The 26,742-nt window shown below is 56.1% G+C and carries 21 protein-coding genes; 12 read left to right on the top strand and 9 right to left on the bottom strand.

Annotated elements, in window-relative coordinates; translation table 11 throughout:
* Positions 1-291: 291 nt before the first annotated feature.
* On the top strand, positions 292-3,480 hold the full coding sequence (locus tag U8U68_RS14015; protein ID WP_322201827.1) for a glycosyltransferase family 39 protein: 3,189 nt from the start codon (positions 292-294) through the stop codon (positions 3,478-3,480).
* Positions 3,481-3,826: 346 nt separating this feature from the next.
* Here U8U68_RS14015 and U8U68_RS14010 read toward each other — a convergent pair whose 3' ends face one another.
* The 4 genes from U8U68_RS14010 to U8U68_RS13995 all read right to left on the bottom strand — a co-directional run bounded on the left by U8U68_RS14010 (position 3,827) and on the right by U8U68_RS13995 (position 8,063).
* On the bottom strand, positions 3,827-4,444 hold the full coding sequence (locus U8U68_RS14010; protein WP_322201825.1) for a regulatory protein RecX: 618 nt from the start codon (positions 4,442-4,444) through the stop codon (positions 3,827-3,829).
* Positions 4,441-5,607, bottom strand: coding sequence for a recombinase RecA (recA, locus tag U8U68_RS14005; protein ID WP_322201823.1), 1,167 nt, complete (start codon positions 5,605-5,607; stop codon positions 4,441-4,443). Before recA ends, U8U68_RS14010 begins: the two co-directional genes overlap by 4 nt.
* A 611-nt stretch (positions 5,608-6,218) precedes the next feature.
* Positions 6,219-7,139 carry a glycoside hydrolase family 25 protein gene (locus tag U8U68_RS14000; protein WP_322201821.1) on the bottom strand — a complete coding sequence of 307 codons (921 nt, stop codon included), beginning with the start codon at positions 7,137-7,139 and terminating at the stop codon, positions 6,219-6,221.
* A gap of 12 nt (positions 7,140-7,151) precedes the next feature.
* Positions 7,152-8,063: a GH25 family lysozyme gene (locus tag U8U68_RS13995; RefSeq protein WP_322201819.1), complete on the bottom strand. Its 912-nt coding sequence runs from the start codon at positions 8,061-8,063 to the stop codon at positions 7,152-7,154.
* A 271-nt stretch (positions 8,064-8,334) separates the two neighbouring features.
* Between U8U68_RS13995 and U8U68_RS13990 the strand changes: the two genes are divergently transcribed.
* The 3 genes from U8U68_RS13990 (at position 8,335) to U8U68_RS13980 (ending at position 10,233) form a co-directional block, all read left to right on the top strand.
* The gene (locus U8U68_RS13990) at positions 8,335-8,970 is read left to right on the top strand and encodes a GNAT family N-acetyltransferase (RefSeq protein ID WP_322201817.1); all 636 of its coding nucleotides are present in this window, start codon (positions 8,335-8,337) and stop codon (positions 8,968-8,970) included.
* Between the two features lie 260 nt (positions 8,971-9,230).
* Positions 9,231-9,692, top strand: a complete 462-nt coding sequence (locus U8U68_RS13985; protein WP_322201815.1) for a MarR family winged helix-turn-helix transcriptional regulator — start codon at positions 9,231-9,233, stop codon at positions 9,690-9,692.
* Between the two features lie 13 nt (positions 9,693-9,705).
* Positions 9,706-10,233 (top strand): VanZ family protein, encoded by a 528-nt coding sequence (locus tag U8U68_RS13980; protein ID WP_322201813.1) that lies wholly within the window; start codon positions 9,706-9,708, stop codon positions 10,231-10,233.
* Positions 10,234-10,581: 348 nt separating this feature from the next.
* Here the strand turns inward: U8U68_RS13980 and U8U68_RS13975 are convergent, their stop codons facing one another.
* Complete coding sequence (locus U8U68_RS13975) at positions 10,582-12,474, bottom strand: S-layer homology domain-containing protein (RefSeq protein WP_322201811.1); 1,893 nt, start codon at positions 12,472-12,474, stop codon at positions 10,582-10,584.
* A gap of 810 nt (positions 12,475-13,284) precedes the next feature.
* Between U8U68_RS13975 and U8U68_RS13970 the strand changes: the two genes are divergently transcribed.
* From U8U68_RS13970 to U8U68_RS13935, 8 genes are all read left to right on the top strand, one after another.
* Positions 13,285-14,037 carry a JAB domain-containing protein gene (locus U8U68_RS13970; protein WP_322201809.1) on the top strand — a complete coding sequence of 251 codons (753 nt, stop codon included), beginning with the start codon at positions 13,285-13,287 and terminating at the stop codon, positions 14,035-14,037.
* 84 nt (positions 14,038-14,121) lie between these two features.
* Positions 14,122-16,122: an excinuclease ABC subunit UvrB gene (gene uvrB / locus U8U68_RS13965; RefSeq protein ID WP_322201807.1), complete on the top strand. Its 2,001-nt coding sequence runs from the start codon at positions 14,122-14,124 to the stop codon at positions 16,120-16,122.
* Complete coding sequence (locus U8U68_RS13960) at positions 16,115-16,888, top strand: GNAT family N-acetyltransferase (protein WP_322201805.1); 774 nt, start codon at positions 16,115-16,117, stop codon at positions 16,886-16,888. The genes uvrB and U8U68_RS13960 overlap by 8 nt, the downstream gene beginning before the upstream one ends.
* Positions 16,881-17,471, top strand: a complete 591-nt coding sequence (locus U8U68_RS13955) for a GrpB family protein (RefSeq protein WP_322201803.1) — start codon at positions 16,881-16,883, stop codon at positions 17,469-17,471. The genes U8U68_RS13960 and U8U68_RS13955 overlap by 8 nt, the downstream gene beginning before the upstream one ends.
* Before the next feature lie 360 nt (positions 17,472-17,831).
* Positions 17,832-20,660, top strand: a complete 2,829-nt coding sequence (uvrA, locus tag U8U68_RS13950) for an excinuclease ABC subunit UvrA (protein WP_322201801.1) — start codon at positions 17,832-17,834, stop codon at positions 20,658-20,660.
* A gap of 324 nt (positions 20,661-20,984) precedes the next feature.
* Positions 20,985-21,338, top strand: a complete 354-nt coding sequence (locus U8U68_RS13945; protein WP_322201799.1) for a methyltransferase family protein — start codon at positions 20,985-20,987, stop codon at positions 21,336-21,338.
* 148 nt (positions 21,339-21,486) lie between these two features.
* Complete coding sequence (locus U8U68_RS13940; RefSeq protein WP_322201797.1) at positions 21,487-23,184, top strand: phospho-sugar mutase; 1,698 nt, start codon at positions 21,487-21,489, stop codon at positions 23,182-23,184.
* Positions 23,185-23,562: 378 nt separating this feature from the next.
* Complete coding sequence (locus U8U68_RS13935) at positions 23,563-23,748, top strand: hypothetical protein (RefSeq protein ID WP_322201795.1); 186 nt, start codon at positions 23,563-23,565, stop codon at positions 23,746-23,748.
* A 409-nt stretch (positions 23,749-24,157) separates the two neighbouring features.
* Here the strand turns inward: U8U68_RS13935 and U8U68_RS13930 are convergent, their stop codons facing one another.
* From U8U68_RS13930 to U8U68_RS13915, 4 genes are read right to left on the bottom strand one after another with little or no spacing between them, the layout of a single operon-like run.
* Entirely contained in the window at positions 24,158-24,808 is a 651-nt protein-coding gene (locus U8U68_RS13930; protein WP_322201793.1) for a YczE/YyaS/YitT family protein, read from the bottom strand.
* 4 nt (positions 24,809-24,812) lie between these two features.
* Complete coding sequence (locus U8U68_RS13925; RefSeq protein ID WP_322201792.1) at positions 24,813-25,688, bottom strand: DegV family protein; 876 nt, start codon at positions 25,686-25,688, stop codon at positions 24,813-24,815.
* A complete protein-coding gene (locus U8U68_RS13920; RefSeq protein WP_322201790.1) occupies positions 25,666-26,247 on the bottom strand; it encodes a flavodoxin family protein in 582 nt (193 codons plus the stop codon). The genes U8U68_RS13925 and U8U68_RS13920 overlap by 23 nt, the downstream gene beginning before the upstream one ends.
* Positions 26,244-26,741 (bottom strand): P-loop NTPase family protein, encoded by a 498-nt coding sequence (locus U8U68_RS13915; RefSeq protein WP_322201788.1) that lies wholly within the window; start codon positions 26,739-26,741, stop codon positions 26,244-26,246. The genes U8U68_RS13920 and U8U68_RS13915 overlap by 4 nt, the downstream gene beginning before the upstream one ends.
* Between the last annotated feature and the right edge of the window lies 1 nt (position 26,742).

The following is a 26,742-nucleotide window of genomic DNA, read 5'->3' as shown; positions in this document are numbered from 1 at the left end:
CACGGAACGAAGAAAATAGTCAATATGTTTTGAAATTTTCATTCATGCCACTGGGGTTCTTTTCCTTGGCAGCACCGGCCTCCGCCGTTGGCCGGACGGTTTTTATTGGGGACGATTTTGACCTATGCGGCTCTGGCTGGGCACGGGAACCAAAGCCTCCCTATCAGCTCGTGGCAGGAGCTAACGGGCTGGAAACTGAATAAGCCGGAGTAAAAGTTTTTGATCAAACTTTTTTCAAAAAGTTTGCGGGGTGTGGGGTGGAACCCCACGATCTTTGAAAGGGGAAATGAAATGTTAAGTTCTGTTATGCTTTGCGCGGGGTTTGGCATGGGGGTTTTGGCCATATCCTTTGCCAAAACCAAAAAAGAGGAACGCCTGCCGGTTTTTGGAATTTGGACGGGACTGCTCTTTTTGGCGGCCCTTACCATGCGGCTGATTTTGGCCTATACCTCGGACGGCTTCTCGGTGGACATCGGCACCTTTAAGTCTTGGGGCGAAATCACTGCCCGAGTGGGCTTTGGAGAGATCTACCAGCAGGACATCTTCTTGGACTATCCCCCCGGCTATCTGTACGTGCTGGCCCTGCTGGAAAAGATCCGTCAGTTCTTCTGCTTTGCCATAGAGGGCCAGACCTATACCATGGTAATGAAACTACCCTCCATTCTGGCCGACCTGCTCTGCGGCGGCGCGGTGCTGTACCTGGCCCGGAAAAAACTGGGGGACCTTATGGGCCTGTTCGCCGCGGCGGCATACCTGTTCTGCCCAGGGGTGTTTGTGAACTCCGCCATGTGGGGCCAGGCAGACTCCTTTTGCACCATGATTTTGCTGGCCTCTGTGCTCCTGCTCTACGCCGAGCGCTATGTCTGCTCTGGGCTTCTATATGGGGTAGCTGTTATCTTTAAGCCCCAAATGCTGGTGTTTGCCCCCCTATACCTGTTCTTCGCCATCAAGCGGAAGCGGTGGCTGGGCCTGGGCCTTGGGGTGGTCTGCGCCCTGGCGGCCATTTTGTTGGTGGCCACGCCCTTTACCAAAAACTTTGACTACGCCTGGCTGATTGCCAAGTACCAGTCCACCCTGAACTACTACGACTACTATAGCATCAATGCCTGTAACTTCTGGTCCCTGATCAAGTGGAACTGGCGGAGCCTGCCCCACGGCCTGGCCGGCGCCCTGCTTACCGTGGCCGCGCCCATTGCCGCCACCGGGGCCTGCGGCGCGCTGATGTTCCTCTCTAAGCGCAAGGACGTGCTCTTTGCCGCGCCAGGGATACTCATGGGCATTATGTATATTTTCGGGGTCAAAATGCACGAGCGCTACCTGTTTCCAGCTTTCCTGTTTGTGCTGCTGTGCTTTGTGTTCACCCGGGACCGCCGGCAGCTGTGGGCCTTTGGGCTAATGGCAGGGGCCAACTATCTAAACGTGGACTATGTGCTGTGGCTGTTCCGAGAGTTCGGCCCCACTTCTTATGACCCCAACGCCGCGGCCAGCGTGGCCATTTCCGCCTTGCAAACGGTTGCCCTGGGCTACCTGCTTTGGGTGGATTACCAAATCTATATTAAAGAAAAAATTGTGGCGGCCGGGGCCCCGCAAAAGAAGGAGTCTGACAAAATGGGAAAAAAAGGAAAGAAGGGCGGCAAGGGCAAAAGCAGCCAAGCCAAGCGGGCCCCCGCTCCCCAGTCCTGGCTAGAGAACCGCCGGCCAGAGCCAGACCTTGATAAACGCATGAAACTGCCGGACTGGATTGTCATGGCGGCTGTAACCCTGATCTATGCCCTGGTGGCCTTTTGGCGGCTGGGAGGCACCGTGATGCCCCAAACCGCCTGGGCCCCTGAGCAAGGCGAGAGTGTGGTGCTGGAGGCGGACGTGACCTGCTATGAGCTGGTCTACCTGCCGGGCCTGGTTCCCGACGCCAACCATTATGCTGCCCGGGTGGGCTCCTCCATGCGTATTGAGTCCAGCCAGGACGGGGTCTACTGGGAAGACTGCGGTGAAACCGGCAATGACTACGTGTTCGCCTGGAAAACGAAGGCCCTGACTGTGCCCGGCCGCTTTGTGCGGCTAACGGCTCTAGACGGCTCGGTGGCTCTGTGCGAGGCATCCATCCGGCCCACTGGCGCGGAGAAGGTCCCCGCTGTTACGGTTCAAGGCGAAGCCGGGGCCCAGGCCCTGGTGGACGAGCAGGACACAGTGCCAGCCTATAAGACCTACGAGAATTCCAGCTACTTCGACGAAATCTACCACGGCCGCACAGCCTATGAGCATATCCTGGGCCTAGAGCCCTACGAGAGCACCCACCCGCCCTTGGGCAAGCACATCATCTCCCTGGGCATCCGCATGTTTGGCATGAACCCCTTTGGCTGGCGGTTTATGGGCACACTGTTTGGGGTTTTAATGCTGCCGGTTCTCTACCACCTGTGCAAGCAGCTCTTTGGCCGCACCTGGCTTTGCGGCATGGCCACGTTTCTCTTCGCCTTTGACTTCATGCACTTTACCCAAACCCGTATTGCCACTATTGACACCTACGCGGTATTCTTCCTGCTTCTGATGTACGACGCCATGGTGGCCTTTATCCGCCAGGATATTTTGAAAGCAAAAATGTCCTCGCTGCTGATCCCCCTGGCCCTTAGCGGCATCTTTATGGGCCTGGGTGTGGCCAGCAAGTGGACCGCCGCCTACGGGGCTGTGGGCCTGGCGGTGCTGTTCTTTGGCAAGCTGATAGAGACCTACCGTTACGAGAGCCGGGGCCACCGCTCCACCCAGCCGGTGCTGCGGCGATGCGGCCAGCTATGCGGTTGGTGCTGCCTGCTGTTTATCGCCATTCCCTTTGGCATTTACTTTGCCGCCTATCTGCCCATGACCACCCTGCCCCACAATGTGGACCACATGTTTGGCTCCTTTATAAACTACCAGACCAGCATGTTCAACTACCACTCCAAACTGGTGGCTACCCACGACTTCGCTTCGCCCTGGTACGAGTGGCCAATGGATTTCCGGCCCATCTGGTACTTTAGCAGCGACCCCTGCAATGCGCAGGGACAGTACAGCACCATCTCCGCGGTAGGCAACCCTCTGCTGTGGTGGAGCTGCATCCCCGCCGCGCTGTTCGCGGCCCTGCTCTGGTTCAAGCAGCGCCGTATGGCTTGTGCTGTGGCCCTAACGGGCTTTTTGGCAGTATACATGCCCTGGGTACTGGTGCCCCGGCTGACCTTTATCTACCACTATTTCACTGCTGTACCCTTCTTGGTAGTGGCCTTAGCCGCCTGTGTGGAATGGTTGACCAACCAGACCCGGCTGGGCAGCCAGGTGGTTTTGGGCGGAAAAATCCAGGTGCAGCTGGCGCCCCTGTGTATGGGCGCGTTCTCGCTCCTGTGCCTGGTGCTGTTCATGGTATATTTCCCGGTGATTTCCGGCAAGCCCACCACCCACGACTACGCCAATGCTCTGGAGCTGATGAAGAGCTGGTTCTTTAGTTCGCCCTAACAAAAGCGCCAGGCGAAGCCGCCAGAGAGAAGGGCGAACTTCCCCCTTTCAGGGTATGGGGCAGAGATCCCACGGCCTTGCCCTATAAGGTAAACGCACTTAAAAAGCAGTAAAGCTGCCTGGTTCAAAGGTGGTGAACCCTCTCTTTTGAATTGCGTGAACGATAAAAAGCCAAGGCGGCGCGAACTAAAAAAGAGCGGGCAAACCGAGCCCCTTCCCAAAAGAAGGTGCCCTTCACGTCCCAAACTAAAATAAACGCTCTACGCGAAAAAGCGGGAGAGGCACCCAAAAGGGCCTTTCCCGCTAATTTTTTATTCCCCTGCATAAGTCCCAGCGGCAGCCTGCCTCAGTCCTCCCACTGGCCGCTCATGCCTTCTCGAATCTGCTGGTAACTGTACCCCAGCCGCTGCAACCCAGCATAGGCCCGGCGATGGATCTTTTCATCCTCCTGCCAGCCTGGATACTTTTTCTCCAGCACAACCCTCAGACTCTCTAGCTGCTGCTCCTCGTCCCCATATTCCTCCAGTAGCTCCTGGATCAGCTCTGGGTCAATCCCCTTTTGCCGAAGCTCCTGCTTTACCCGCAGAGGCCCCCAGCGCTTGCGGGTGAACAAGTCCTTGGCATAGCTTCTGGCAAAGGCCTGGTCATCTACCAGGCCCAGCTCCTCCATATGGTCGGCCGCGGCCTGGGCAGCTTCTCGAGAAGCCGCCGTGCGGGCAATCTTCTCTGTCAGCTCTTTTTTTGAGTGGTTTCGATGCTCCAGCAGGTACAGGGCCTTTTCCTTGGCCCGGCGGGCGTCAGAGGCTTGTATCAACTCGTGCAGCTCTTCATCGGTCAGCTGGTCTCCTGGCTTCAGCTTGGACAACAAAAAAATCTCTGCGTCCACCTTTACGGCGGCCTCTCCGTCTATGTACAGCTGGGTCAGGCCCTTTCGTCTGGGCTCGGCGGCGGTTAGCTCCATCATTCGTCGTCATCCACTTCAATGTCGATTACAGACTCGTCTACCACCCGCCGAGCAGGGCCTTCCTCGGCCGGGGCAGCCGGCTGCGCTACTGGGGCTGCTACCGGTTTGGTTTTGGGGCCGCTTTTGGCAAAAAGCTTGTCCACATTCTCCCGCACCTTTGCCTCAATCTGCCCGGCCACATCGGTATTGGCTGTCAGAAAGTCCTTCACCTTGTCCCTGCCCTGGCCAATGCGCTGGCCATCGTAAGAAAACCAGGAGCCGCTTTTCTGGACAATATCCAGCTGAACAGCAATATCCACCAGCTCGCCGGTGCGGGAAATCCCCTGCCCATACAGCACGTCAAACTCCGCTGTGCGGAAAGGCGGGGCCACTTTATTCTTCACCACCCGGGCCTTGGTGTGAGAGCCAATAATATCCGTGCCGCTTTTCAGAACCTCGCCCTTGCGCACGTCAATGCGCACCGAGGAATAGAACTTCAGGGCCCGGCCGCCAGGGGTCACCTCGGGGTTGCCATAGACAATGCCCACCTTTTCCCGCAGCTGATTGATAAAAATGGCCACACAGTTGGACTTGGAAATGGCCCCTGCCAGCTTGCGCAGGGCCTGGCTCATCAGGCGGGCCTGCAGGCCTACGTGGGTATCGCCCATCTCCCCCTCAATCTCAGCCCGGGGCACCAAGGCGGCCACGGAGTCTACTACAATCACGTCAATGGCGTTGGACCGCACCAGGGCCTCTGTAATCTCCAGGGCCTGCTCGCCGGTGTCCGGCTGGGAGACCAGCAGGTTTTCCACATCCACCCCCAGGTTTCCGGCATAAACCGGGTCCAGGGCGTGCTCCACATCAATAAAAGCGGCGTTGCCCCCCAGCTTTTGCCCTTCAGCCACACAGTGCAGGGCCAGGGTGGTTTTGCCAGAGGATTCCGGGCCGTATATCTCCACAATTCTCCCCCTGGGCAGCCCGCCAATGCCAAGGGCCAGATCTAGGGAAAGGGAGCCAGTGGGAATGGCCTCTAGGTTGAGAACAGAGTTCTGCCCCAAAATCATCACAGCCCCCTCGCCAAACTGCTTCTTTATTTGCCCAAGAGCGGTTTCCAGGGCTTTCGCCTTGTCCTCCGGCTTTCCGTTGGCACGGGTGCTGATGGGGGGCTGTTTTTTTTCCGCCATAGTATCATTTCCTCCTTAAAAATGGGCCGCTTACGGGTCTATGATTCGGTGATGGGCATTATAAGTAACCATGTATTTTTTCCGCTGATGATAAAGAGATAAAACTTTTCCCTGCTTTCTCTCTTTTGAACCGCGGTTATCATTATACAGGAAAATACACATAAAAGCAATAGAGCGGCCGCCAGCGGGAGTGTCCAAAAGAAGTGACGATAACGTGGAGTCTCACCCGCCGGCGAAACCGGCTGGGCCCGGTGGGGCCAGGACGCCCCCATTATTTGGCTTCGCCAAGCAACCCGGGAGAGTTGCCAAAGCCAGCTCTTGGGCTCTGAGTCTCGGCTGCCGCCTTGGTCGGTCCGCGGCTTGCCGGCAGACGCCCCCTCTAAAGGCTTGACCTGGCCAAGTCTCCAAACCTTTGCAGCCTTTGAACCGGGCGAGGGCCGCCATGTGGCAGCGGGTTGACGCAAAGCATCCACTCCCCTCCCGAGCCCACCAAGCCCCGCCGATTTTATCCGCGGACGAGATGCCGAAACTTTTACTGTCCCTTCCCCGGAGCTTCGCTTTTACGCGCTTCATTTTTTTCCACGTCCGCCTCCAGCTGTATGGCCTGGCTCCTACTTCCTGGGCTCAAAGCACAAATTCATATCCACCGTGGTCTCTATGCCTGGCACTGTGCCCTGGTCGCTGTACTGCCAGGTCCGGAAATGATAGCACACCGCGGGCCGGGGGTTGTACTCTGCATACCAGAACTCATAGTCTTTCAGTACGTCCAGGTCATAAAAGTAGTAGGCCTGGTGCTTATTAAAGTACACACAGGGGGTGTAGCCCCCTTCTTTTATGGTTTCACAAAAGGACTTGGCCGCTGCTGTCACGGTTTCTCCCGGGCAGTTCAGGGCCCGCAGGGTCTCGGCGGGCAGGTCCTCGCTGGGCACTGGGTCCTCCCAGTCGAACACCACCGGAAAGTCCAGCTTTTTGCCCTCCAGCTGCTCCAGCACAAACTTGGCCTCCGCCTCGCCCTCTTTGGCTGTCACAGCCTGGGAGAAAAAGTACACCCCCAGCTGTAGGCCCGCGTCGCTGGCCCCGGCCAAATTTTCGGCAAAATTCTGGTCCAGGTTCAGCACTCCCTGGGTCATGCCCCGGTAGCCAAGGCGGATGATAGCGAACTCTACCCCCGCGGCTTTCACCGCATACCAGTCGATATTCCCCTGGAACTCCGAAACATCTATGCCAAGGGCCGCGTCTTTATATTCCAGAAAGCCGTCGCCGCCGGTCTTAAAGGCATTCATATCATATTTGTTATCCGGCACATCAAAGTCTGGAATAATCACCTGGCCCTCGTACAAGTCATCATACAAACGCATCCCCTCGGGGATCACGTTAAAGCTGGTTCCAGAGGACGGGCGCTGGTCCTCTGGGGGCTCGTTTCCAGAGAAGAACACAATCAGCAGGGTAATCAGTACCACAAGTAAAGCTACGCCCGCGCAGACTAGCGCCAGCCGCCGGACCTGTTGTTTATTGGAAAAAAAGTCTATCATTCTGTCCTCCCCTTATGGATATTTTTTCAGGCACAGGGTCACCCGTACCTTGCCGGTGACGTTTCCATTTTCATCCTTCACAGGATACACCCCAGGCACCGAACCCGCGTCCGTATACTGCCACATTTTAAAATCATAGTAAAAGCTAGGCTTCGGCTGATACTCGGCATACCACATATCATAGCCGGAAAGCCGGGAAAGGTTCAGCCGGTTGTAGGCATGGGTTTTGGTGGCGTAGTAGCAAGGGGTAAACCCCGCCCGGCGGATAATATTGCAAAAGGTGTCAATAAAGCCGGTCACCTGTTCGCCGTTGCAGCGGGTGGTGCGGGCGCTCTCATCCTGGCTGCCGTCGTCCTTCAGATCGTATTCCCAGTGAAAGGCGACCGGGTACGTGATGGAATGGCCCCGAACCAGATCAATCACCCTTTCCGCCTCCTCCTCGGCCTCGGCGTCTGTAATAGCCTTTGAGTAGAAATACACGCCCACCGGCATGCCCACGGACTCGGCCCCGGCCAAGTTTGCCTCAAACTGCTTGTCCACTACAATATTTCCAGTGTTGTTCTGCCGGTATCCCACTCGAATCATTACAAAGTCAATGCCGCTCTCTTTAAGCATCTGCCAGTCCACTTCGCCGGTGCCGGCGTAAAGGTTTACCCCCAGGGTGCTCTCTCCCCCCAGGTAACTGACCACGTTTTCCTCTTCAGCAAAATCTTTCACCTCATAGCTGCTGGTGGGAATATCATAATAGGGAATGGTCATATGTCCGCTGTACAGGTCATCCACCACCAAGGTGGAGTCCTCTCTGCTGACCACCTCCACCAGGCTGGTGCGCGGGCCTTTGGCCAAAATCATGGCGGACGTGGCAATGATCGCTGCCACTAAAAGGACAGTAACGCCCAAAAATAGGGTTTTGTTAGTTTTCATGGAAGCTGCCTTTCTCTGTATTTTTTGCTTAGAAAAGGTCTATCCTGTTTTATTATACATGAATTTTGTCGAAAAGGCAACACTTGCGGCCATTTTCCCTGATTTTCCACCTTGCCCTTTGCAGTTTTTTTTGCTAAAATATAGGTGTTATCATTTTTCTTTTAACCTGGAAGGGCGGCAAGCCTTTCTTTTGGTTTTTTCCTTGAACCCTCTGTTTCTCCGGTTTTCAACCAAGCCCTAGGCTCTAAATATCTATCTAAAAGGACCTTCTATGGAAATTAAGCCTTTATCCAGCCAAGAGCTGGAAGTCCTATATACATCCAGCCTGGCCCGGGACTTTCCCCCAGAGGAACGAATGCCCCTAAAACGGATGCTTGCCTTGACCCGCCTGGGGCATCAGCAAACCCTTGGGCTCTTTGACGGGACTTCTCTGGCCGCCTACGCGGTGCTCATCCTAAATCAGGCGTCAAGGCCCGCCGCTTTGCTAAATTACTTTGCCGTGGAACCCGGCTGTCGAGGACAGGGCGTGGGTGGACAAGCTCTGGAGCTTCTGCGCCGCGCCGCTGCCAGACTGGACCTGCCCTATATTCTGTTTGAGGTGGAGGCCCCGGAAAGCGCCCTCAATTCTCAAGAACTGGAGACCCGCCAGCGGCGAGTCCGGTTCTATCTGCGGGGCGGAGCCCGCCCCACAGAGGTAGACTCCTGGCTGTACGGGGTAGACTACCATATTATGCTGCTCCCCGCCCAGGGGCAAAACCCTGCCCCCACCAGCGCCCTGGTCAAAGCTCAGCTGGAGGCTCTTTACTTAACCGCCCTGACAGAGACCCCAGAGCCTGGGCTCTCTCTGGGAGACGTAAGCCGGGTTTTTCTGCCAAAAGGAGATGCCGAAGGCTATTATTCTCCCTGAAGGGAAACGTGAAGAAACTATCCCCTTTGCAGGTTTAAGATCCTCCCATTGCTCGTCACCTAATGGTTCCATCTAGGGCTTGTTTGAAAAATCGGAAACGCCGTCTTTTTACCCAGAAGGGGCCCCTTTCTGCGTCAAAAATCCTCGCCAATCGGAAGATTGCTTTGCGGTTTTTTCCTTGAAATGAACCCCTTCTGGGTAAAAATTCGTCATTTCCTCTATTTTCAAACAAGCCCTAATCCTTTTTTCAGGAGGCGCCCATGCCAAACCGTGAAAATTCCTTTGCCCAAGAACAGGCCCGTTTTACCCGCCAGCTGGGCCGGGCCCTTACCTGCCTGTACCGCAGCCGCAAGCGCTTTATGACCGAGAGCCTGCGGTCCTATGAGTTTGCCGGGGCCATGTACCTCATCCTCCTTCATGTGGACCGCCACCCTGGCGTCAGCCAGGACGGCATTGCCACCCACCTGTTCCTGGACAAGTGTAATGTGGCCCGCCGCACCAAAAAGCTGGAGGACCTGGGCTTTTTGTACCGGGAAACCGACCAGGCGGACCGGCGGCAGAACAACCTGTACCTGACCGAAAAGGGACAGGCCCTAGCCCCTATTATCCGAAACTATTTGGGCCAGTGGGGCGAAAAGGCCACCGCCGGCCTGACAGAGGAGGAAAAGACCACACTGCTGGCCCTGCTGACCAAGATGATTACGTCCCAGGAGAGGAAGTAGAGGGGAGATTGCCATGAAATATTTAATAGATTTTACAGCTTTGGCGCTCTTATATGTACTCGTGTTTTTCCCTAAGTGGAAAAGCCGGGGCAAAGACCGGCTGCTTGTGAACACCCTGATGTATCTATATCTTTCTTTGGTGCTTTATTTTACGCTAATGCCGGTGATAGCTTCTATCCCATTTGTTCTGAATCACCCCTATACCCCCATGAATTTGGTGCCCTTTATAGACGTTTTCATGGGCAGAGGAGACTTTTTAAGGCAAATCCTATTAAATATTGTAATGACCATGCCATTCGGCTTTCTATTTCCTTTAACCCAGAATAAACCCGCTGGATTTCTTAAAGCCGTTTTTTCCTGCTTTTTGATGAGCCTAGGAATTGAGTTATTGCAGCCCTTGATCAGCGGCTCCCGCTCTTCCGATATCACGGATTTAATGACAAACGTACTTGGGGGAATGCTGGGGTATAGTCTTTATCTCATTTTTAAGCCCGTTACCTTCCGGATTCTAAATCATCTAAAATCCAGGGAGTCTGTTTAAAAGCAAGAGGAATACAGGATGTTTGACCAGATTCAGGGAAAAATCTCAAGGGCCGCTTGCGTGTTTCGAGAATTCCCGCCCCAAAAAGATAGCCGTTTCCGGTTATAGTTAACGCAGTTCAAAAGAGGCGATACCTCTTTTGAACCTGGCGGCACGGGCACGCCCGCGCCGCCCTGCTTGAAAATCAGCAAATCCCGATTTTAAAATGCGTTTACTATAAAACAGCTAGGGCTTTGCCCACAAGGCACTTATTGCGTGATCCATAATATAAGGGGCGGGACAGACCATCTTCGTCTGTCCCGCCCCTTGGCTTCATTTAGTTAGGAAAAAGAGCTCTCTATTTTGCTGTTAATGGCACCCATTCTGGCGGCACAGATACTGGGCGGTGGGGTCTGTGGGGTCCCAGGTGTGCCAGCCCGGCAGCTTGATGCCTACAGGTTTGGGCAGGGGGCCGCTGGTCTCGGTGGGGGAGATGTAGATCTTGGTGCCCAGGGCGCAGTTGTCATACACCCACTTGGCGTCCTTGCAGGTCAGCCGGATGCACCCCAAAGACCGGGTGGTGCCCAGGTTATTGTACTCGCCGGACCACATGGTCCAGTTGTTCCTCTGGTCATTGGGCACGGAGTGGAACAGGTAACTGCCCAAAATCTGGGTACACCACTGGGCCCAGCTGCCGCCCACCATTTCCAGCCACCGATACTTGCCCGGAGAATAGTAGGTGCCTGTGGGCGTGGGTTCGCCGCAAGAGGCCAGCATAGCCCGCACGGGAATAGTGTACTCCCCCTTCTCGTCCTTGGCAAACACAATCACATAGTTGGCCGGCTTGTAGACCTTGATGAAGTAGGGGCCCTTTGTCACACCCAGGTCCGCGATGTCATCTACAATGAGGCCTTCCTTATAGTAGCGGGTCCACTGGCCCTTCTTGAAAAAGCCTGTCACCGCGGCGCCATCGCTGCCGAAGAGGTACGCCTTGCCCCCTATTTTCTGCTCGCCCCGTACAAACTTTCCGCTGGCATCTACATAATAGGACTTTCCGTCCTCCTTCACCCAGTGGGGGCTGACCACAGTATTGTCCTCTTTGTAGTCAATCCAATACTCCTCTTCGTCGTCCACATAGTAGGTGTGGTCTGTAGAGGCCTCTGCAATGTGTCCATAGGCCCAGTGGCTGGGAAGCAGGTCGTAAAAATTGGTGATCTTCTTCAGATTTTTAATATTCGCATCAGCCTCCCGGCCCAACATCCGGTTCAGCACTGTCACGGCCTCGGCCCGGCTAATGGTTTCGTTCGGGCGGAAGTTCCCATCCTTGTCTCCAGTGATCCAGCCCTTCTCATAAGCGGTGGTGATATAGGGTTCGGCCCAAGAACCGTCCTTTACATCCGGAAAAGGATTTTCGGCCTCTACCAGCACATCGCAGGAGGCCGCCAGCTTAATAAACTCCGCCCGGGTAATCTCCCGCTTGGGGGCAAAGCTGCCGTCCTTGTAGCCGCCCACCAGGCCCAGGCTGGCAATGGCGCTGACCGACTCATAGTACCAGGCTTTCTCCTCCACGTCCGGGAAGGACACGGTGGTCTCTGGCATTTCCTTCAGCAGGTTACAGAACAGCTTGACAGCTTCAGCCCGGGTCACCTTTCCAGCGGGCTTAAACATGCCGTTGGAATAGCCGTTCACATAGGCCTTGTGGTTCTTGGTGTCAAAGAGGTCCTCCACCCTGCGCCCCCAAACCGCCACAAACATCGTGTCCTCTGTAATAGGCGCCGCAGTGGGGTCTATTTCCTGGCCCTCCAGGGTTTTCCAGCCCAGAATGCGCAGGGCTCCAAACTGAGTGCTTTCCTCAGCGGGCAGCTCCTCTTGGGTCAGGGTATGGCCTTTTTCTACCGAGAGCTCCACCACGTTCTCCTGGTCCAGCTGAAAGCACACGGTACACTCTGTCTCTTCCGGCTGGTCAGGGTCCTCCTCGCCTGGCTCGCTGGGCTCCTCGGGCTGGGGGGCGTCGGGGTCATCGGGTTGGCTGGGGGCGCCAGGTTCCTCTGGTTTGGAAAGGTCCGGGTCCTCGGACTCAAAGTCCACGGACTCGTCATCCGGGTTCTCCGGCTGGGACACAGCGGGCCCAGGTGTGCTCTCCAAGTCCGAGCTGGAGGCCGGCAAAGTGAAACAGGACGCGACCAGTACGCAGCACAGCAAAAGAGACAGCAGCCTGCGGAAATTTTTGGGGAAAACTTTGGATGGATTGGGCAGCTTCATAATTTTTTAACTCCTTACGGCAGATTTTGAATGTCCTCGTAGACATTATACTATATGTGTGCAGAAAATGGAAGATGGTAAACCATAATTTATGAGATTTTTTAAGGCAATCCCGCAGAATTCTAAGTACCGTATTGGGCAGTCAGATTTTTCGTGAGAGGGTACAGATTGAGCGCCGTCCATCTCACCATTGACCAGCGAAAGCTGTGCGCTATCACGGAAAATGTGCAAGCAAGACGGTGCTTTGAATTGTGCGGGGTTGCCTTAAATAAGATTTCTTTCCCTAACCACCTGGTTTTATGATATAATAGGTTCGCAAGCAAGCTTTTGAACCCACGGAGAAGCCCTAAAGTGCCGGCCTTCTCCCAGCGGACTTATAATGCGGTACACAAGCTGTACATTGGCAGAACCATCTGCTCTAAGGGGCGCATCCAAAAGGAAGCGTTTAAAGGCGAGGCTCCGGCGAACAAAGGGTAAAAGTTTCGTCGTCTCGGCCGGCTCATGACGGGAGCGGACGCTTTGCGTCAACCCTTTGTCACATGGCGGCCCTCGCCCTTTTCAAAGGTTGCGGGGTTTGGGGAATTGGCATAGCCAACTCTCCACCGCCGGAGAAGAAAGCGCCCCGGTTGCTTGGCGCAGCCCAAGTAATGGGAACGCCCTGGCCCCACCGGGCCCAGCCGATTTCATCGGCGGGAGAGACCCCAAAACAACGTCATAAACTCTTCGTTTGGACACACCCCGCTCTAAGCAGGGTATTGACATAAAAACAAATGTTTGATATGATAAACCTATTCTTGAAGGAGGCCCCCTATGGCGGCAAGCAGAAAAAACCATAAGCCACACTACGGCGGAGACCCCGCCCAGCGGCTAAAGCTTTTGACAGAGATCCTTAGCTATACGCTGATGCCGGACCAGGCACAGACCGCCGCACAGAGTCTGCTAGACTCCATGGGCAGCATTTCTGCCATCCTTACCGCTCCCCAGGAGCGAGTGGCTGCTATGCCTGGCATGCACGCCCATGCCGCCCGGCTTTTATTCCTTTCAGCAGACCTGGCCCGGTTCTACATGGAGGAGCAGGCTGGACAACTGTTCCGGGTGGCGGATTCTCCTTCCGCTGTGGAGCTTTTCCGGCCTAAATTCCTGGGCCGGAAAACCGAGGTGGTCTGCGTTATGCTGCTGAACGGCCACCAACAGCTAATTTATAATGATATTCTTACAGAAGGCTCTCTGGGCGGTGTGCCGCTGTACATCCGCAGGCTGATCAAACTGTGTATTGAGTACGATGCCCAAACGGTTCTGCTGGCCCACAACCACCCCAGCGGCGTTTGCCTGCCCTCAAAGGAGGATGCAATGATCACCCGGCAGCTGGCCGCCGCACTGATGAGCATAGACGCCCGGCTGCGGGACCATATTATTTTTGCGGCAGATGGGACCTTCTCCTTTTCTGCCAGCGGAATTCTTCAGCAGACCGTTACCCAGATTGTTGACCAACGGCGGGACGAGCTGACCAATGATCTTTGCTGGGCGGAACAGATGGAGGCAGAGGGGCTGCTGCGCGGGTAGCGGACTGCCTATGGCGCCTGCCCGCGTCTATTTCATTTCCAGAATTATAACCGTCAATTTTATCTTACAGAAAGGGCCTTTCCTATGGATTTTAAGCTCTCGTCTAAGTTCCAGCCCACCGGCGACCAGCCGGAAGCTATTTCCCGCCTGGTCCAGGGCATCCAGTCTGGCATGGCGGAACAAACCCTGCTGGGCGTGACTGGCTCTGGCAAGACCTTTACAATGGCCAACGTCATTGCCCAGGTAAACCGCCCCACCCTGATTTTGGCCCACAACAAGACTCTGGCCGCCCAGCTTTGCAGCGAGTTCCGGGAATTTTTTCCTGAAAACGCGGTGGAATATTTTGTGTCCTATTACGATTATTACCAACCTGAAGCCTACATTGTGCAGACAGACACCTATATTGAAAAGGACTCGGCCATTAACGATGAAATAGACAAGCTGCGCCACAGCGCCACCTGCGCCCTCTCGGAGCGCCGGGACGTGATTATCGTGGCGTCCGTGTCCTGCATCTACAGCTTGGGCGATCCTATTGACTACCGGACTATGGTCATCTCCCTGCGCCCAGGCATGGAGAAGAACCGGGACGATCTGCTGCGCAAGCTGGTAGAGCTGCAATACGAACGCAATGATGTGAACTTTATCCGCAACAAGTTCCGGGTGCGGGGGGATGTGGTGGAGATCTTTCCCGCCGAGAGCAGCGAAAAGGCGGTACGGGTAGAGTTCTTTGGGGACGAGATCGAGCGCATCCGGGAGTTTATCCCTCTCACCGGGGAGGTCACCGCCGAGCTGAAACACGTGGGTATTTACCCAGCCTCCCACTACATTGTACCCGGGGCCAAAATGGAAGTGGCCCTTGCCAACATCTTTGACGAGATGGAAAAACAGGCCGCTATATTCAAGGCGGATGGCAAGCTTATCGAGGCTCAGCGCATTGAGCAGCGCACCCGCCACGACATTGAGATGCTCTCGGAGATCGGCTTCTGCAAGGGGATCGAAAACTATTCCCGGGTGCTCTCCGGTCGGGAGGCGGGCAGCGCGCCTTTTACCCTTTTGGACTACTTCCCAGAAGACTACCTGCTCTTTGTAGACGAGAGCCACGTGACCCTGCCCCAGGTACGGGGCATGTACGGCGGGGACCACGCCCGCAAGCAGATGCTGGTGGACTACGGATTTCGGCTGCCCTCGGCCTATGACAACCGTCCCCTGGACTTCGATGAATTCTACTCTCACATCAACCAGGCAGTATTCGTCAGCGCCACCCCTGGGGACCTGGAGCTGGAAAAGTCCGCCCAGGTGGTGGAGCAGGTTATCCGTCCCACAGGGCTTTTGGATCCCCTAATCACTGTGAAACCCACTGATGGGCAGATTGACGACCTGATTAGCGAGATTAATCTGCGTATAGAGAAAAAGGAACGGGTTCTTATCACTACATTGACCAAAAAGATGGCCGAGGACCTGACCGCTTACCTGGAAAACTATGGCATTAAGGTGCGGTATATGCACCATGACATTGACACCGTGGAGCGTATGGAGATTATACGGGACCTGCGCTTGGGCGAGTTCGACGTGCTGGTAGGCATCAACCTCTTGCGAGAGGGCCTGGACCTGCCAGAGGTCTCCCTGGTGGCTATTCTGGACGCGGATAAAGAGGGGTTTCTGCGCAGTGGCCGCAGCCTGGTGCAGACCATTGGCCGCGCCGCCCGAAACGCCGGGGGCCAGGTGATTATGTATGCCGATACGGTGACGCCCTCTATGGAGTATGCTATTACCGAGACCGAGCGCCGCCGGGCCATTCAGGAAAAGTATAACGCAGACCACGGCATTGTGCCAAAGACCATTATGAAAGACGTGGCCGAGGTACTGGAGATCTCTACCCATAAAGAGGACGGCAAGAAAAAGAAGAAACACTATACCCCCGCGGAACGCCGGGAGCTGATAGAGAAGTACACAAAAGAGATGAAAGCCGCGGCAAAGCTCTTGGAATTCGAGCACGCGGCGTACCTGCGGGACAAGATAAAGGAATTAGAGGGCCAGGGGGCCGGACACGCGCCGGTGCCCAGAAGGAGAAAAGGAAATGGATAAACAAAAAGCCTGGGCCATTGGCCTTGCCCAGCTGGCTGTGGACTACAACACCACTCCAGGGGCCCTTGGGGCCGGGGGCCTGATTTTTACCCCTCCGGTCCTGAACCCGGGGCGGAGGGCCTATTGGGGCAAAACACCTTTTTTCGAGCTGGCTACCACCGGCACAGCCGCTGTTATAATGGCCGACGAACGGCTTTGGCCCCAGCTGCGGGACTGGGCAAAAGACGCGGAGCAGCCCCACTGGCTGCTGGAATTTCCCCGGATGCAAAGACTGGCAGAGCTTCTGACCCCCTACGGCTATAGGCTGACCCAGACCTTCCACCAGTACCTGCCCATCCGGGACTTCGCCCCCGTTCAGGCGCCAGCGGACCTGGGCCTGCAATGGCTGGAAAAGGAGGATATCGCCGCTTATTACCCCAACCGGGACTGGCCCAACGCCCTGCAAGCAGAGGAGAACCCCGCCCGGCCCGATATGCTGGCCCTGCTGGCTCTGGACGGGGACAGGCCCGCCGCTATGGCCGGGGCCAGCGCGGACGCGCCAGAGATGTGGCAGATCGGCATTGACGTGCTGCCAGCGTACCGGAGCCGGGGCTTAGGCATGCTGCTGGTGGAGGGCCTGGCCTATGAGGTAGAGCGCCGGGGGGCCCTGCCCTTTTACGGCACCAGCCTTTCTAATGTCCACTCCCAGAACATTGCCTGGAAATGCGGCTTCCGTCCGGCCTGGGTGATGGTTTCGGCCAAGAAGGTGGAAAGACGGCATGGGTAAAAACCTTAGCGAAATGACCCTGGAAGAGCTGTGGCAGCTGTTCCCCATTTTTTTGACAGAGCATCAAGATAGTTGGGCGGACTGGTATCGGGAGGAAGAGGCCCTTCTGCGCGGCCTGCTGGGACCTTCTGTTCAGGTAAGCCATGTGGGCAGCACGGCCATAGAGGGCATCTGGGCCAAGCCCATCGTCGACATTCTGATAGAGGCCCCTTCCCCGGCGGAACGGGACCGGGCCAGGGCCGCCTTGCGGAGGGCCTGGGTGCACACCTATGACTGGACCATGCTCCCCCGCCGGGGCCTGACGGCGGCGGACCTGGCGGAATACGCCGCCCGGGAGCGGGAGGCCATTGAACGCTCGGACCTGGTGATTCTTCTGCTGCCCGGCGGCCGGGGGACCCATGTGGAGCTGGGAATGGCCTTGGCCTTGGGCAAAAAAGTATTTCTCTGCGCTGGGGATGCGGAGGCTTTCGCCCCGGAAGATACCGTGGCCTTTTACCATCTGCCCGGGGTGGTCCGGCTGGCAGGGAGCCGGGAGGAAAACCTAAAGGAAATTTCTGGTTATAGGCACAAATACATGATATAATAACGCAGAATCTTCCGGCGGCGGAACAGAAAAAGTTTCGTCAACCTTTTCAAAGGTTGCGGGGAAGGGGGCAGAGCCCCAGCCGCCGGAGGCCTTCTAGTGCATCAAGCACTTTATGGGCATTTTCTCTGAAAATGCCCATACGCCCTTCGGGCGTTTGAGTACGTAAAAGCCCGAAGGGCGCAAAGAAGCGCGCCCTACGGCAAGACCGTGGGACTCTGTCCCACACCCTGCCAGGTGCCTAATGCGCCTGGACCGCGCTCTCTGGTTGACTTTCTGCCACTTTGCAGGAAGTCTGCTAACATATCCCCCTTTATGCCCCACAACCCAAGCCACAGATTACAAGGAGAAAAACGCAACATGAGCCTAGACAAAATCGAAGTGCACGGCGCCCGCGAACACAACCTGAAAAATATCGACGTCACCATCCCCCGGGACAAGCTGGTGGTGCTTACCGGCCTTTCTGGCTCGGGCAAGTCGTCCCTGGCCTTTGACACCATCTACGCCGAGGGCCAGCGCCGGTATGTGGAGAGCCTCTCCTCCTATGCCCGGATGTTCTTAGGCCAGATGGAAAAGCCCGACGTGGACAAAATAGACGGCCTATCCCCGGCCATCTCCATCGACCAGAAAACCACTTCCAAAAACCCCCGGTCCACGGTGGGAACTGTTACCGAGATCTATGACTACCTGCGGCTGCTGTACGCCCGCATCGGCGTGCCGCACTGCCCCATCTGCGGCCGGGAGATCAAGCAGCAGACCATTGACCAGATTGTGGACCAGGTGCTGGCCCTGCCGGAAAACGCCAAGCTCCAGGTGTTGGCCCCGGTGGTGCGGGGGCGCAAGGGCGAACACCAAAAGGAATTCGACGCGGCCCGACGGGGCGGCTTTGTCCGGGCCCGGGTGGACGGCATTCTCTATGACCTGAACGAGCCCATCTCCCTGAACAAAAACCAAAAGCATAATATTGAAATCGTGGTGGACCGGCTGGTAGTAAAGGCGGACATCCGCTCCCGGCTGGCAGACTCTATTGAGGTGGCCTCGGGCCTCACCGGGGGTCTGGTGGTGGTCAACGTCATCGACGGCGAGGACATCACCTTTTCCCAGAACTACGCCTGCCCCGAGCACGGCGTCAGTGTAGACGAGCTGACCCCCCGGATGTTCTCCTTTAACAACCCATTTGGGGCCTGCAAAAAGTGCACGGGCCTGGGGGTGTTTATGCGCATCGACCCCGCGAACATCATCCCGGACAAAAAGCTCTCCATCCGCAAGGGGGGCCTAAAGGCCAGCGGCTGGGCTATGGAAGGGAGCACCATTGCCACCATGTATATGGAGGGCCTGGCAAAGCACTACCATTTCTCCCTAGACACCCCCATCGGGGAACTTTCCCCGGAGATCGTGGACATTCTGTTATACGGCACCAAGGGGGAGAAAATCAAGCTGACCCGCATGGGCGAGTACGGCCACGGCAGCAGCTATACCTCCGCCTTCGAGGGTATTATCAACAACCTGGAGCGCCGCTACCGAGAAACCAATTCCAACTGGATTAAGGCGGAGATTGAGACCTACATGACCGCCGTGCCCTGTGACCAGTGCCACGGCAAGCGGCTTTCTGCCGAGAGCCTGGCGGTGACGGTGGGAGACGTAAACATCGCGGATTTCTGCGACAAGTCCGTTACAGAAGCCCTGGAGTTTCTGGCCGCCCTGGAGCTTACCGACCGGGAAAAGCTGATCGCAGCGCCCATTATCAAGGAGGTCAAGTCCCGGCTGGGCTTTTTGCAGAGCGTGGGTCTGGAGTACCTGACCCTGTCCCGGTCCTCGGGCACTCTCTCGGGTGGCGAGAGCCAGCGCATCCGTCTGGCCACCCAGATCGGCTCGTCCCTGATGGGCGTGCTGTATATTCTGGACGAGCCGTCCATTGGCCTGCACCAGCGGGATAATAGCAAACTGCTGGGCACCCTAAAGCACCTGCGGGACCTGGGCAACACGGTGATTGTGGTGGAACACGACGAGGAGACCATGCGGGAGGCGGACTATATTGTGGACATTGGCCCCGGGGCCGGGGTCCACGGGGGAAATGTCATCTACTCGGGTCCAGTAAAGGGAATTGAAAAATGCAAGCAGTCCATGACTGGCCTGTACCTAAGCGGCCGGCGCAAGGTGGAGATACCCGAGACCCGCCGCACCGGAAACGGGAACTTTTTAGAGATCCGGGGGGCCAGCCAGAATAATCTGCAAAACGTCAACGTGAAAATTCCCCTGGGAGAGTTCGTCTGCGTCACCGGGGTATCCGGGTCAGGCAAGTCGTCCCTGATTAACGAGATTCTCTATAAGAAGCTGGCCGCCGAACTGAACCGGGCCCACACTTTCCCTGGGGCCCACAAGGAAATACGGGGCCTGGAATTTCTCGATAAGGTCATTCAAATCGACCAGTCCCCCATTGGCCGCACTCCCCGGTCCAATCCCGCTACCTACACCGGGCTGTTTAACGACATCCGGGATCTTTTCGCCAGCACCCAAGAGGCAAAGCTGCGGGGCTTTGGCCCCGGGCGTTTCAGCTTTAACGTAAAGGGCGGCCGCTGCGAGGCCTGCCAGGGTGACGGCATTATACGCATTGAAATGCATTTTCTCCCCGACGTGTACGTGCCCTGCGAAGTGTGCAAGGGCCACCGCTACAACCGGGAGACCCTGGAGGTAAAGTACAAGGGCAAGAGCATCTATGATGTGCTGGAAATGACCGCCGAGGAGGGCCTGGAGTTCTTTAAGGATCTGCCCAAGCTGGCAAGGAAGCTGCAAACCATCAACGACGTAGGCCTGGGGTATGTAAAGATAGGCCAGCCGGCCACCACCCTTTCCGGCGGCGAAGCCCAGCGGGTAAAGCTGGCCACCGAGCTCTCCCGGCGGCCCACTGGCAAGACTATTTATATTCTGGACGAGCCCACCACGGGCCTGCATATCGCCGACGTACACAAGCTGATTCAGGTACTGCAAAGACTGGTGGATACGGGCAATACCGTGGTGGTTATTGAGCATAATTTGGACCTGATTAAGACGGCGGACTATATTATTGACCTGGGTCCCGAGGGAGGCAACCGGGGCGGGACCATTGTGGCAAAGGGCACGCCGGAGGAGGTGGCCAAGGTTGAGGCCAGCTACACCGGCCAGTACCTGAAAGACCTGCTGGTCCCATGAGCGCCGCCGTTCTACTCATTCCTTTTCTTGTGCTCCGCTTTGGCCTAATGGGCATTTATGCCGCAGCAGCCTGGACCGGGCCTCTCACTTTGCCCCCTATGGAGAGAGGGACCCGAGGCGCTTTTTGGGTCTACCAGCTTTCTAGCGCGGGGCTGTTTGTGGGAATGTTTTTTGAAAATATCCACACTCAGCTCCTGGGGTTTGGGGCCGGGCTTGGGCTGTACCTTCTGGGTCTTGGACTTCTGGCGGCCGCTGTCGCGGCGTTCTGTTCTCCCTGCCAGACAGGGATTAGGGCTTGTTTGAAAATAGAGGAAATGACGAATTTTGGGCCAGAAGGGGACAATTTCAAGGAGAAAACCGCAAGGCAATCTCGCGATTGACGAGGATTTTCGACGTAGAAAGTGGCCTCTTCTGGCAAAAAAGACGACGTTTTCGATTTTTCAAACAAGCCCTAGTACCAAAGGAATCTACCGTTTTTCCCGGAACCCCATGTATGTGGCCTATGACCTCATCTTTCTGGGCTGTGCCACGCTGGCTAAGTCTTGGCTGCTGCTGGGGCTAACCGCGTGTTTTATCCTATCAGGCCACTGGATTATTCGGGCGGAAGAGCGCTGGTGTGCCGCCCGGTTCGGCGAAGAATACCAAGCGTATCGCAAACGGGTGCGCAAGTATTTTTAAAAAACGCCCTTTTCTCCATTTACCTCCTCCCTGCCCACAAATGCAGTTGACTTTTCTAACAAAAAATGGTAAAATTATCATAATATATCCGGCAAATGCCACGAGGCCCTTTCTCGATACGGCTGGCCGGGAGAAAGGGACGATGCTTATGTCAGAATTTGAAAGATGGCTTCAGCAAGACCTGGACGATAAGGACTTGACCCAGGAACTGGAGTCTGTAAAAGCCCAGCCCGAGGAGATCAATGACCGCTTCTACCGCGACCTGGAGTTTGGCACCGGCGGCCTGCGGGGCGTGATCGGTGCGGGTACCAACCGCATGAATGTCTATACTGTGCGCAAGGCCACCCAGGGTATGGCTAATTACCTGCTGAAACACGCGGATGGTAAGCCCCAAAGCGTGGCTATTGCCCACGACAGCCGTAATAAGGGCATTGCCTTTGCCCAGCAGTCTGCCGCTGTGCTGGCTGCCAACGGCATTAAAGCCTATCTGTATCCCCAGTTGATGCCCACCCCGGCCCTGTCCTTTGCGGTGCGCCACCTAAAGTGCGACGCGGGCATTTGCGTAACCGCCAGCCATAATCCCGCCAAGTATAACGGCTATAAGGCCTATGGCAGCGACGGCTGCCAGGTGACCGCGGACATGGCCGACGGCATTATGAACGAGATCAACTCGCTAGACATCTTTGCGGACGTGAAAAAAATGGATTTCCAAGAGGGCGTGGACAAGGGCCTGATTCAGTATATTGGCGACGAGACCGTGGACGCCTTTATTGCGGCCGTCTACGGCGAAAGTCTGCATGTGGACGCCAGTTCCTTGAAGCTGGTGTACACGCCCCTTAACGGCGCGGGCAAAATGTGCGTGCTGCGCATCCTGGATAAAATTGGCGTGAAAGACGTGACCGTGGTGCCCGAGCAGAGCGAGCCCGACGGCAACTTTCCCACCTGCCCCTACCCCAACCCCGAGTTCCGGGAGGCCCTGGAAAAGGGCCTGGAGCTGTGCAAAAAGGTAGAGCCCGACCTGCTGCTGGCCACGGACCCGGACAGCGACCGGGTGGGCATCGCTGTAAACCAGAAGGGCGAGTACGTGCTGATGACCGGCAACGAGGTGGGCATTCTGCTGCTGGACTTCATCGCCCGGGTGAAGAAGGAGCAGGGCCGTCTGCCCGCCCACCCTGTGGCGGTGACCACCATCGTCAGCACCGACATGGTGGACCCAATCGCCAAAGAGTATGGCGTGGAGCTGCGCCGCTGCCTCACCGGCTTTAAGTATATCGGCGACATCATTGCCGAGCTGGAAGAGAAAGAGGGCAATGCCGACAGCTACCTGCTGGGCTTTGAGGAGAGCTACGGCTACCTGTCCGGCGGCTACGTACGGGACAAGGACGCTGTGGACGGCAGTATGCTCATCTGCCAGATGGCCGCTTACTACAAAGAAAAGGGCATGACCCTGGTGGACGCCATGAACGCCCTGTACGAGAAGTACGGGTTCTATAAAAACGACCTGTGCAACTTTGGCTTTGAAGGCGAGGACGGCATGAATACCATGAACGGCATTATGGAAAACCTGCGCCAGAATCCGCCCGCCGAAATCGCCGGGGCCAAGGTGGTGGGCCGTAGCGACTACAAGGAGTCCGTGTCCTATGGCGACAAAGAGGGCAGGATCGACCTGCCCAAGTCCAACGTGCTGGAGTACCGCATGGAGAACGGCTGCAAGCTGATTGTACGCCCCTCGGGCACGGAGCCGAAGATCAAGATCTACCTTTCCGGCAAGGACGCCACCAAAGCCGGGGCCGAGGCAATCATCCAAAAGATGAAGGACGCAGTGCCCGGGCTGCTGGGGATTTAAATAGCGAAGAGCCCCGCACTTGGGGAACATTGCGCGGTGAAGGGGCGTTAGGCCCCTTCCGAGGTCCAGGGCGAGAAGCCCTGGCAGGGTGTGGGACAGAGTCCCACGACCTTGACCCTAGCGGCGCGAACCAAAACAAAGTGGGGCCACTAACCCATCCCGGCCCCCTAAGAAAAGCGGGAGCACCAGGCCAGCGCCACAAAAACCCAGCGCTTTTCGCCGTTGCAAAGCAACGCCGAAACAGCGGCCCACAAGAAGCCGCCCCACCACTGTAGGCCTTTTTCCAAATTGACTAAAGTCTCTTGACTCCCCCCAAATTATGCTAAAATATAGCTGGTAAGAATCCACCCCATCGGCCTAATAAGGAGGCAGAGAGTCATGAAAAAGAAATGGAAAATATCCCAGTGGCTGCAAGCCCGGTACGAGAAGAAGCTGGTAAAGGAACAGGCCAAAAAGCTGGCGGAGAAAAAGGCCCTGCGCGACAATGGGCTGAGTACCGCCAACATGCTGGCGCAGACCTACTCTGTGGGCGGCGGGCACGGTTATGCCGCCAAGCAGAGATAAGGCCGGAATGATATTTTTGAGGTAAAATTGAGTTCGTATAAATGTATTGTATAAGTCTGAATAAAAAAGGGCTGCTGGCCTCAAAAGCCAGTTGCCCTTTTTGTCTTTTTCTTTTTAGGCGGATTTGGTGTGTTCGCTTCGCGGGGAACATGGGGAAAATTGGGAAGGGTGCTTTTTCTTGCAAGCACCCTTCCCTCGCTATGCGGGACCCAAGAGTTGGCAAAGCCAATCTCCTTTTGGCTTTTGTCAACTCTTCCCGCAATGCGCTTTCACGTCTTTATGGGCAAGACCGTGGGGCTCCGAATTTCAGCTGCCGCCTCGTCCGGTTCACAGCTTGTCGGCCACTGGCAGACGCTCACCCCCTGGACTCCCTTCTCTCATGCGTCCCTAGGGGCTTATGTGCTTTTTCTTACGAACTCTCTTTCGTTTTCAGCAGGGGCTTTGCTACGTATTGATTTAGCAGCGGCAGTATGGGCCCCGTTCCAAAGGCCATAATCAGCGTGCCAATACCAATGGAGGCCCCGCAGGCAAAGCCCACCGACACACATACCACATCTAAAAAAATACGCCACCACCGAAAAGGAATCTTTGTCCGCTCTGGCACAAGATAGCTAATAGCATCATAGGGGGCCATCCCCAGATTGCAGGTGACATAAAAGGAGCACCCCACCAGCTGCATGGACACGCCTAAAAGGGTTAAGCCCACCCGGGCGGGAATGCCCAGCTGGTCCGCCACCAGTACCTGACCCAGCAGCCCCCCGGTAACATCCGCCGAAAAGCCTACCAGGAACATATTTCCTATGGTGCCCAGTCCCAACTTCGAGCGGTCGAATATCACGATAATGACCAGCAGGAGAATATTAAAAACCGCCTGCCAGGACCCAAAGCTGAGCCCAAGCTTGGAAGAGACCCCCAAATTTAGGGTGGAAAAGGGGTCGCTACCCATGGTCCCCAGCATAAAGAATCCTACGCCCATGCCCATAAAGATCACTGCCACCAGCATCACAAGGGTACGTTTTACCAAATGCTGTCCGGCAAATTTTTGCCTTAACTGCTCCATGGGCTTAGTCCTCCGTCTCAAACAAAATGCCCAGGGTGTTTGGCCCACAGTGGCAGGCTATGGTGCAGCTGGCACAGGTGGTGTGAATTTCCTGGAACGCCTCTACAGACTGAATCGCCTCTCGCACGGTTTGTTCCAGCTCAGGAGAAATAGTGGAATAAGTAATGAAAATATGGTCCCTTTTCAGGTTTGGGTACTGGGTCAGCTTTTCCTTCACGTACTGGACCAGCACCTTTTTCAGGTTTCCCCGATACTTTTTACCCACGTGCATACTGCCGTCCGTATTGTCCACCTCAATACAAGGTTTCAGGCTCAGCAGGTTGGCCCCCACCGCCGCCACTGTGGAGCAGCGTCCCCCGGCCCGCATAAAGTCCAGGGTGTCCAGAATAAAGCTGGCGTGCACATTGCTCCGGTTCTCCTCCAGCCGCTTGGCAATCTCCCCAGCGGACATTCCCCGCTGGATCATCTCTCCAGCATCCATGACCTGTAGGGCAATCCCTGTGGAGAGACTGTAGCTGTCAATGGGATACACCCGCCCGGGAGCGCCGGACCCGGCCAGCTCTTTGGCAGCCAGCACACAGTTTTTGTGAGCGCTGGAGATAGCCCCGCCTAGGTTTAGATGGATCACGTCAAAGCCTGACTCTACCCAGCCTTTAAAATAGTCCACATATTCGCTTATATTAATGGCGGCGGTGCGGGGCAGGGCTTTATGGTCATAATACGCGTCAAAAATCTCTTTTACTGTGATGTCCACATTATCCTGGTAATCTTTCTCTTCCAGAATAATGTGAAACGGATAATAGTGTACGTCGTACCGGGCCTTCAGCTGGTCACCCAGGTCGCAGGTACTGTCCGCGCTAAGAATGATCTTGTCTGTCATATTTTTCCTCCTGATGGATGAAGCTTTGCAGGGTTTCCCGTGCCTTGGCAGAGTCCATGATGTCGCCACGGACGCTGACTTTATGAAACTGCTTTGCGCTAAGGAACAGAACCTCTGGCTCTACATTTTCCTCCAGCTGATAGCGAAAGGCAGCGGTAAAGTTGTCCCGGCCCGTGTTACTTACCACAATGAACTTCTTCCTTACCGCCAAATATTGTTCCAGCAGCCGGGGCCGCCCCTGAAAATAGCACTGGCTCCGCTCATTAAAAATAAAATAATTGGCGCATGGGTAGTCGCAGTAGTTCGGCACAACATAATAGGCTAGGCCGCTATCTGTCACCGCCTGGAAAAGTCCAGCCACCGGGTCATCCATATAGGGACAGCATTCCCTTTCCTGGAAACACACATATCCACAGCCTCCGCAGGGCGTAACCGTGAAGGTGGAAAAGTCATAGACCTCCGCTTCGCCCCGATCTCTCCAAAACCGGCGGATTTCCTGGGCAATGCGGCCGCAGTTTCCCCCGGAACGGCCGCTGAAAGATAGAATAGAAACCCTCATGGCAATTTCCTCCCCTCCAGGTCAGAAAGCACCTGCTCCTCTGCCGCTGTAAGGCTTATCTCCGGCCCAAAGACTTTCTCTTTAATGTCTGCCAGCAGGTCCCGCTCCCGCCACCAGCGGCGCATGTCCTCCTCGCCAAAGTCGTCGCGGTTGGGCTTGCTGGCGTGGCGGCGCAGGGTCTCCTCAAAGGGCAGGTCGTAATAATAGGCGAAAATCTCTTCCCCGTACAGCGCCTTTGCCAACTGGAACAGAGGTGCATACGCGTCACTGCCCAGAATTCCCTCCAGCACGGTAGTCCCGGCATGGGCATGGCCATAGCGCAGCATCTCCATCAGCAGAGGCAGGTCCCCCGGGGCCTTGATATTCAGGATCTCCATGCGTACCATATCGTGGGAAATACGCATGACTCCCCGGCCCAGCCGCCGCTGCAAAAGCTTGGCCAAGCTGGTCTTTCCGCTGCCGGAATTGCCCCGCAGAATAATCAGCCTGGACACG

This window comes from Acutalibacter intestini, from assembly GCF_034334985.1.
Lineage (GTDB): Bacteria > Bacillota > Clostridia > Oscillospirales > Acutalibacteraceae > Acutalibacter > Acutalibacter intestini.
Note: the sequence above shows the minus strand (reverse complement) of the source record. Positions and strands in the feature narration are given on the sequence as shown.

Bases quoted from the DNA above. Each gene is read 5' to 3' on its own strand.
- U8U68_RS13995 (WP_322201819.1), bottom strand. From the start codon at position 8,063: ATGAAAACTAACAAAACCCTATTTTTGGGCGTTACTGTCCTTTTAGTG.
- U8U68_RS13990 (WP_322201817.1), top strand. From the start codon at position 8,335: ATGGAAATTAAGCCTTTATCCAGCCAAGAGCTGGAAGTCCTATATACA.
- recA (WP_322201823.1), bottom strand. From the start codon at position 5,607: ATGGCGGAAAAAAAACAGCCCCCCATCAGCACCCGTGCCAACGGAAAG.
- U8U68_RS13940 (WP_322201797.1), top strand. From the start codon at position 21,487: ATGTCAGAATTTGAAAGATGGCTTCAGCAAGACCTGGACGATAAGGAC.
- U8U68_RS13925 (WP_322201792.1), bottom strand. From the start codon at position 25,688: ATGACAGACAAGATCATTCTTAGCGCGGACAGTACCTGCGACCTGGGT.
- U8U68_RS13970 (WP_322201809.1), top strand. From the start codon at position 13,285: ATGGCGGCAAGCAGAAAAAACCATAAGCCACACTACGGCGGAGACCCC.
- U8U68_RS13920 (WP_322201790.1), bottom strand. From the start codon at position 26,247: ATGAGGGTTTCTATTCTATCTTTCAGCGGCCGTTCCGGGGGAAACTGC.
- U8U68_RS13960 (WP_322201805.1), top strand. From the start codon at position 16,115: ATGGATAAACAAAAAGCCTGGGCCATTGGCCTTGCCCAGCTGGCTGTG.
- U8U68_RS13985 (WP_322201815.1), top strand. From the start codon at position 9,231: ATGCCAAACCGTGAAAATTCCTTTGCCCAAGAACAGGCCCGTTTTACC.
- U8U68_RS13930 (WP_322201793.1), bottom strand. From the start codon at position 24,808: ATGGAGCAGTTAAGGCAAAAATTTGCCGGACAGCATTTGGTAAAACGT.
- U8U68_RS13975 (WP_322201811.1), bottom strand. From the start codon at position 12,474: ATGAAGCTGCCCAATCCATCCAAAGTTTTCCCCAAAAATTTCCGCAGG.
- U8U68_RS14000 (WP_322201821.1), bottom strand. From the start codon at position 7,139: ATGATAGACTTTTTTTCCAATAAACAACAGGTCCGGCGGCTGGCGCTA.
- U8U68_RS14015 (WP_322201827.1), top strand. From the start codon at position 292: ATGTTAAGTTCTGTTATGCTTTGCGCGGGGTTTGGCATGGGGGTTTTG.
- U8U68_RS13935 (WP_322201795.1), top strand. From the start codon at position 23,563: ATGAAAAAGAAATGGAAAATATCCCAGTGGCTGCAAGCCCGGTACGAG.
- U8U68_RS13955 (WP_322201803.1), top strand. From the start codon at position 16,881: ATGGGTAAAAACCTTAGCGAAATGACCCTGGAAGAGCTGTGGCAGCTG.
- uvrB (WP_322201807.1), top strand. From the start codon at position 14,122: ATGGATTTTAAGCTCTCGTCTAAGTTCCAGCCCACCGGCGACCAGCCG.
- uvrA (WP_322201801.1), top strand. From the start codon at position 17,832: ATGAGCCTAGACAAAATCGAAGTGCACGGCGCCCGCGAACACAACCTG.
- U8U68_RS14010 (WP_322201825.1), bottom strand. From the start codon at position 4,444: ATGATGGAGCTAACCGCCGCCGAGCCCAGACGAAAGGGCCTGACCCAG.
- U8U68_RS13980 (WP_322201813.1), top strand. From the start codon at position 9,706: ATGAAATATTTAATAGATTTTACAGCTTTGGCGCTCTTATATGTACTC.